Here is a 6,513-nt window from a genome sequence, read left to right as displayed (position 1 = left end):
CGCCCCGGCGCGGGGGCGTCCGCGCGGTCGCCGCCGACGGGGCGCGTACCCTTGGGCATCATGAGCGTCCCGTCCACCACGCCGCGTCCCGTCGCGGCCAATTCTGTCTGGCCCCGGCTGGAGCCGCTGCTGCCCCAGGTGACCAAGCCCATCCAGTACGTCGGTGGCGAGCTGGGTGCGGTGGTCAAGGACTGGGACACCGCGACCGTCCGCTGGGCGCTGATGTATCCCGACGCCTACGAGGTCGGCCTGCCCAACCAGGGCGTGCAGATCCTCTACGAGGTGCTCAACGAGCAGCCCGACGTGCTCGCCGAGCGGACGTACGCGGTCTGGCCGGACCTGGAGAAGCTGATGCGCGCCCACGGCGTGCCGCAGTTCACGGTCGACGCGCACCGCTCGGTGCGCGACTTCGACGTGTTCGGCATCTCCTTCTCCACCGAGCTGGGCTACACCAACCTGCTCAGCGCGATCGACCTGGCCGGCATCCCCATGCTCGCCGCCGACCGCACCGACGCCGACCCGGTGATCGTGGCCGGCGGTCACGCCGCGTTCAACCCGGAGCCCATCGCCGACTTCGTCGACGCCGCCGTGCTCGGCGACGGCGAGGAGGCCGTCCTGGAGATCACCGCGATCGTCCGGGAGTGGAAGGCGGAGGGCTCCCCGGGCGGGCGCGACGAACTGCTGCTGCGCCTGGCCCGCACCGAGAGCGTCTACGTGCCGCGCTTCTACGACGTCGACTACCTGCCCGACGGCCGGATCCAGCGGGTCGTGCCGAACCGGGCGGACGTGCCGTTCCGAGTGCACAAGCGCACGACCATGGACCTGGACGCCTGGCCGTACCCGAAGAAGCCCCTGGTGCCGCTCGCCGAGACGGTGCACGAGCGGTACGCGGTGGAGATCTTCCGGGGCTGCACCCGGGGCTGCCGGTTCTGCCAGGCCGGCATGATCACCCGGCCGGTGCGCGAGCGCTCCATCACCACGGTGGGGCAGATGGTGCAGCAGGGGCTGGAGTTCTCCGGCTTCCACGAGGTGGGCCTGCTGTCGCTGTCGTCCGCCGACCACTCCGAGATCGGCGACATGTGCTCGGGCCTCGCCCAGCAGTACGAGGGCACCAACGTCTCGCTCTCGCTGCCGTCGACCAGGGTCGACGCGTTCAACATCGACCTCGCGCAGCAGCTGTCCCGCAACGGGCGGCGTACCGGCCTGACCTTCGCGCCGGAGGGCGGGTCGGAGCGGATCCGCAAGGTCATCAACAAGATGGTGTCGAAGGAAGACCTGATCCGCACCGTCGTCACCGCGTACACGAACGGCTGGCGGCAGGTGAAGCTCTACTTCATGTGCGGCCTGCCCACGGAGACCGACGAGGACGTCCTCGAGATCGCGGACATGGCGCACGAGGTGATCAGGGCGGGTCGGGCGGCCACCGGGTCCAAGGACATCCGCTGCACCGTCTCCATCGGCGGTTTCGTGCCGAAGCCGCACACCCCGTTCCAGTGGGCGTCCATGGAGCGGCCGGAGGTCATCGACGGCCGGCTCAAGCTGCTCAAGCAGGCGATCAACTCGGACCGCTCGCTGGGCCGGGCGATCGGCTTCCGCTACCACGACGGCGAGCCCTCGTTGATCGAGGGCCTGCTCAGCCGGGGCGACCGCCGGGTCGGCGCGGTGATCCGCAAGGTCTGGGAGAACGGCGGCCGGTTCGACGGCTGGAGCGAGCACTTCTCCTACCAGCGCTGGGTGGAGGCCGCGGCCGAGGTGCTGCCGCAGTTCGGGGTCGATCTCGACTGGTACACCACCCGCGAGCGCGACGAGTTGGAGGTCCTGCCCTGGGACCACCTGGACTCGGGCCTGGACAAGGACTGGCTCTGGCAGGACTGGCAGGATTCGCTCAGCGAGTACGAGCAGGACGACTGCCGGTGGACCCCGTGTTTCGACTGCGGCGTCTGCCCCGCCATGGACACCGAGATCCAGATCGGCCCGACCGGGAAGAAACTCCTCCCGCTCACCCCGATCAACGGCCTGAAGCTCCCCACCGGCGCCCAGCAGTAGCCCGCCGCGGGCGGGTGGCGCCCTCGCGCCGCCCGCCGCGCACCGGGTCGATCATGCGGCTGTCGTCAGCGGCACGCGCGTTGTCGCGCGGGTGCCTTCACGGTCAGCCGGTCTCTGACACCGAGGAGCACGACGATCAGTAGGAAACCACAGCCAGAGGGCGGCCAGGCCCCGGTCGTCCAGCGCGTCCGGATCCGGTACGCCAAGCGCGGTCCGCTGCGCTTCACGTCGCACCGGGACTTCGCCCGGGCGTTCGAGCGGGCGCTGCGCCGGGCCGGCGTGCCGATCGCCTTCTCCCAGGGCTTCACCCCGCACCCCAAGATCTCGTACGCCAGCGCGGCCCCCACCGGCGTCGCGAGCGAGGCGGAATACCTGGAGATCGGCCTCCGCGAGCCGGTCGACCCGCAGGAGCTGCGCGCCGCGCTGGACGCCGCGCTCTCGCCGGGGCTCGACGTGCTCGACGCCGTCGTGGCCGGCGGCGGGAGTCTTGCCGACCGGATCGAGGCGTCGCACTGGCGGATCGAGCTGCCCGAGGTCGACCCCGCCGTCCTGGAACGGGCGGTTTCCGCCTTCACGGCCGCGGACGAGGTGCTCGTCGAGCGGATGACCAAACAGGGCCGGCGCACCTTCGACGCCCGAGCAGCAGTGATTCGCATCGATGTCGCGGCGTCGGCGGAGACGCCTTCCGGGGTCCCGGCCGTACCGTGTGCGATACTCGAACTGGTCGTGCGGCAGGTCACCCCCGCCGTGCGGCCCGATGACGTCCTTTCCGGCCTCCGCGTGGTGGCCGACCTGGAGCCGCCGGTCTCCCCGAGGGTGATCCGGCTGGCACAGGGCACGTTGACCGCGCAGGGTGCGATAGCGGATCCGTTGGACGCGGACCGCGACGGGGCAACCATCGGTGAACGCTGACCGACGGTCGGCGTTCAGGCAGGCAGACTTCGGCGGTCGCGCACCCTGCGCGCCCGGCGGAAACACTTTTGCGGCAACCCTGCGTGGCAGCGCTCACCCGCGCCCGGGGCAGCCAGAACTGGAGAACGTCCATGCTCGAGAACGAGCCCGAGGGCGGCGAACGGACCGGTTCACAGCCGGCCGACGAGACCGCTGACATCAGCACCACCGAGAACGCCACCGAGGCGGGGAGCACCGCCGGGGCGGAGAACGCCGCCGTCGGTACGGCGGACGCCGGAGCGACCGAGGCGGGACAGGCCCCGGTCGCGCCCGCCCGACGCCGTACCCCCCGGCGGCGCGCCGCGCCCCTGAACCAGCCCGAGCAGACCGACGCGCCGGTGCAGGCGTCGACCGAGGCCGTGCCGGGCAGCGCCGAGGCGCCCCAGGCCGAGGTGCTCGCCCCGGTCACCGGCGACCTCGAGGCCGCCCCGAAGGCGACGCGCCGCCGCCGCAAGGCCACCACCGCCAAGGCCACCGGGGAGCCCACGGCGCCGGCCGAGGAGCCCACGGCGCCGGCCGAGGAGCCCACGGCACAGGCCGAGGAGCCCACGGCGCGGGCCGCCGGGGAGCCGTCGGCCGCGGTGGAGGAGGCCCCCGCCGAGGCGGCGAAGCCGGTCAAGGCCACCCGTGCCCGCCGGAAGAAGGCCGCTCCCGCGGCGGCCGAGCCGGCCGCGGAGACCCCGGCCGGCACCGCCGAGCCGGCCGCCGGTGACGAGGCCGCCCAGGCCGCGCCCGGCGAGGCCGAGCAGCCCGGCGAGGCCGAGCCGCAGGCCGGCACCGAGTTCGGTGCCGCCGCCCCGCCCGCCACGGCCGCCGGCGCGGAGACCCGGGCCGGCGAGGTGCCGCCGGGCGCCGCGCCCGCAGCGGAACCGGCCGTCGAGGAGGAGCCCGCCGCCGAGCCGGAGCCGCGCACCCGCCGCCGGCGGGCCGCGCTCTCCGCGCCCACCGTGCTCTTCATGGCCCCGCAGCCGGAGGAGATCCCGCCGGCCCGGGTCGTCACGCCCGCCCCGGCGGCCGTGGAGCCCGCCGCCGAGGAGGAGCCGGCCGAGCCGACCCGCCGCCGCCGGCGCGGCCGCCGCGACGTCGAGGTGGCCGAGGCCGTCGAGGCCGAGGAGGAGCCGACCGAGGAGGCCGAGGAGGCTGCCGAGGACGAGGAAGAGGACGAGGACGAGACCGCCGCCCGCCGTCGCCGCCGCCGGGGCCGCCGGGGCCGGGGCCGGGGCAAGGGCGGCGCGGAGGACATCGAGGACGAGGAGTCCGAGGAGGCCGCGCAGGCCGAGGCGGAAGAGGCCGAAGGCGAGGAGGACGAGGAGGCCGAGGGCGGCGACGCGCTGACCCGCCGGCGCCGGCGCCGCCGCCGCCGGGGCGCCGGCGACGTCGAGGCGGGTGCCGACGACGGCGTGCCGACCGTCGTCAAGATCCGCGAGCCGCGCAAGACCGTCGACGAGGTGCAGGGCGTCTCCGGCTCGACCCGCCTGGAGGCCAAGCGCCAGCGCCGCCGCGACGGCCGCGAGCAGCGCCGGACCCGGCCGCCGATCCTCAGCGAGTCGGAGTTCCTGGCCCGCCGGGAGGCCGTCGACCGGGTGATGGCGGTACGCCAGCGCGGCGACCGGACCCAGATCGCCGTCCTCGAGGACGGGGTGCTGGTCGAGCACTACGTCACCCGCAACTCCTCCGGCACCATGGCCGGCAACGTCTACCTCGGCAAGGTGCAGAACGTGCTGCCCAGCATGGAGGCGGCCTTCGTCGACATCGGGCGCGGCCGCAACGCCGTGCTGTACGCCGGCGAGGTGAACTGGGACACCACCGGCCTGGAGGGGCGGGCCCGCTCGATCGAGCAGGCGCTCCGGTCCGGCGACTCGGTGCTCGTGCAGGTCACCAAGGACCCGATCGGCCACAAGGGCGCGCGGCTGACCAGCCACATCGCGCTCTCCGGCCGGCACCTGGTCTACGTGCCCAACGGCAACGCCTCCGGCATCAGCCGGAAGCTGCCCGACACCGAGCGCAAGCGGCTGCGGGACGTGCTGAAGAAGCTGGTGCCGGACGGCGCGGGCGTGATCGTCCGGACCGCCGCCGAGGGCGCCAGCGAGGACGAGCTGGCCCGCGACGTCAAGCGGTTGCAGGCGCAGTGGGAGGACATCCAGGCCAAGGCGGCCGAGGGCGGCGCCCCGGTGCTGCTCTACGAGGAGCCCGACCTGGTCATCCGGGTCGTCCGGGACCTGTTCAACGAGGACTTCCGCGAGCTGGTGATCGAGGGCGACGAGTCGTACGACGTGGTCGAGTCGTACCTGTCGCACGTCTCGCCGGACCTGGTCGCCCGGCTGCGCCGGCACGTCGGCACCACGGACGTCTTCGCCACGTACCGGATCGACGAGCAGATCCTCAAGGGCCTGGACCGGAAGGTCTTCCTCCCGTCCGGCGGCCACCTGGTGATCGACCGCACCGAGGCGATGACCGTGGTCGACGTCAACACCGGCAAGTACACCGGCGCGGGCGGCAACCTGGAGGAGACGGTCACCCGGAACAACCTCGAGGCCGCCGAGGAGATCGTCCGCCAGCTCCGGCTGCGCGACATCGGCGGCATCGTGGTGATCGACTTCATCGACATGGTGCTGGAGTCGAACCGCGAGCTGGTGCTGCGCCGGCTGACCGAGTGCCTGGGGCGGGACCGCACCAAGCACCAGGTCACCGAGATCACCTCGCTCGGCCTGGTGCAGATGACCCGCAAGCGGATCGGCGCGGGCCTGCTGGAGGCGTTCAGCGAGACCTGCGAGTGCTGCAAGGGCCGGGGCCTGATCATCCACACCGAGCCGGTGCCGGAGAAGCCGCGCTCCGGCGGCGGCGCGGGGGAGAAGGTCAAGGCGGTCGCCTCGGCGGTCGCCGCCCCGGCGGCCGAGCAGGGCGGCGGCGCGTCCCGGAAGCGGGCCCGCAAGAGCGCGCCGGTCGAGCGGACCGTGGCCGAGGTCACCGAGCCCGACACCGCGACCAGCCCGGACGCCGACTACCACGACACCATGGGCTACGACCTGTCCCGCTACGAGACGGACACCCCCGCCGCGCCGGAGATCGCCGACAGCCAGACGGGCGAGTCCGCCCGGCTGGCCGCCCCGGACGACCCGGACGCGCTGGCCGACACCGACGGCGACGAGCCGGAGGGCGGCTCCGGCCGGCGCCGGTCCCGGCGCAGCGGCGCGCGGCGGCGCACCCGGCCGTGACCGGCTGAGCAGCCCGGCGTTTGGCAGGGCCCCTTTCCCGGCAATGTCCCGGGGAGGGGGCCTTGTCGTATGGTCGATCCCCGGCCACGATCGGCCAACCCGGTCAGGAGAAGAACCATGCGCCGTCTGCTCGCCGTCACCACGGTCACCGCTGTCCTGCTCACCGGCGCCGGATGCGCGGCCGAGCGGCCGGAGCCGGGCGCCCCGGGGGCCCCGGCGGGGGGGCCCCCCCCCGGGGCGGGGGGCGGGGGGCCGGGGGGCCGGGGCCGGCGGGGTGGGGGGCGCGGGGTGGGGGGGGGGC

General features: G+C 74.2%; 3 protein-coding genes. All 3 read left to right on the top strand.

All coding sequences use genetic code 11. The features are described from left to right. Positions 1-60: 60 nt before the first annotated feature. The 3 genes from AB0L34_RS32350 (at position 61) to AB0L34_RS32340 (ending at position 6,212) form a co-directional block, all read left to right on the top strand. A complete protein-coding gene (locus AB0L34_RS32350; RefSeq protein ID WP_363709300.1) occupies positions 61-2,046 on the top strand; it encodes a TIGR03960 family B12-binding radical SAM protein in 1,986 nt (661 codons plus the stop codon). A 192-nt stretch (positions 2,047-2,238) separates the two neighbouring features. Beyond that, entirely contained in the window at positions 2,239-2,958 is a 720-nt protein-coding gene (locus AB0L34_RS32345; protein WP_363709302.1) for a TIGR03936 family radical SAM-associated protein, read from the top strand. Positions 2,959-3,089: 131 nt separating this feature from the next. Next, positions 3,090-6,212, top strand: coding sequence for an Rne/Rng family ribonuclease (locus AB0L34_RS32340; RefSeq protein WP_363709298.1), 3,123 nt, complete (start codon positions 3,090-3,092; stop codon positions 6,210-6,212). The last annotated feature ends 301 nt before the right edge of the window (positions 6,213-6,513 follow it).

The organism is Micromonospora sp. NPDC052213 (genome assembly GCF_040679695.1).
In the GTDB taxonomy this organism is placed as follows: domain Bacteria; phylum Actinomycetota; class Actinomycetes; order Mycobacteriales; family Micromonosporaceae; genus Micromonospora.
The sequence above is the reverse complement of the archived record's forward strand: the minus strand, read 5'-3'. Positions and strand labels throughout refer to the sequence as shown.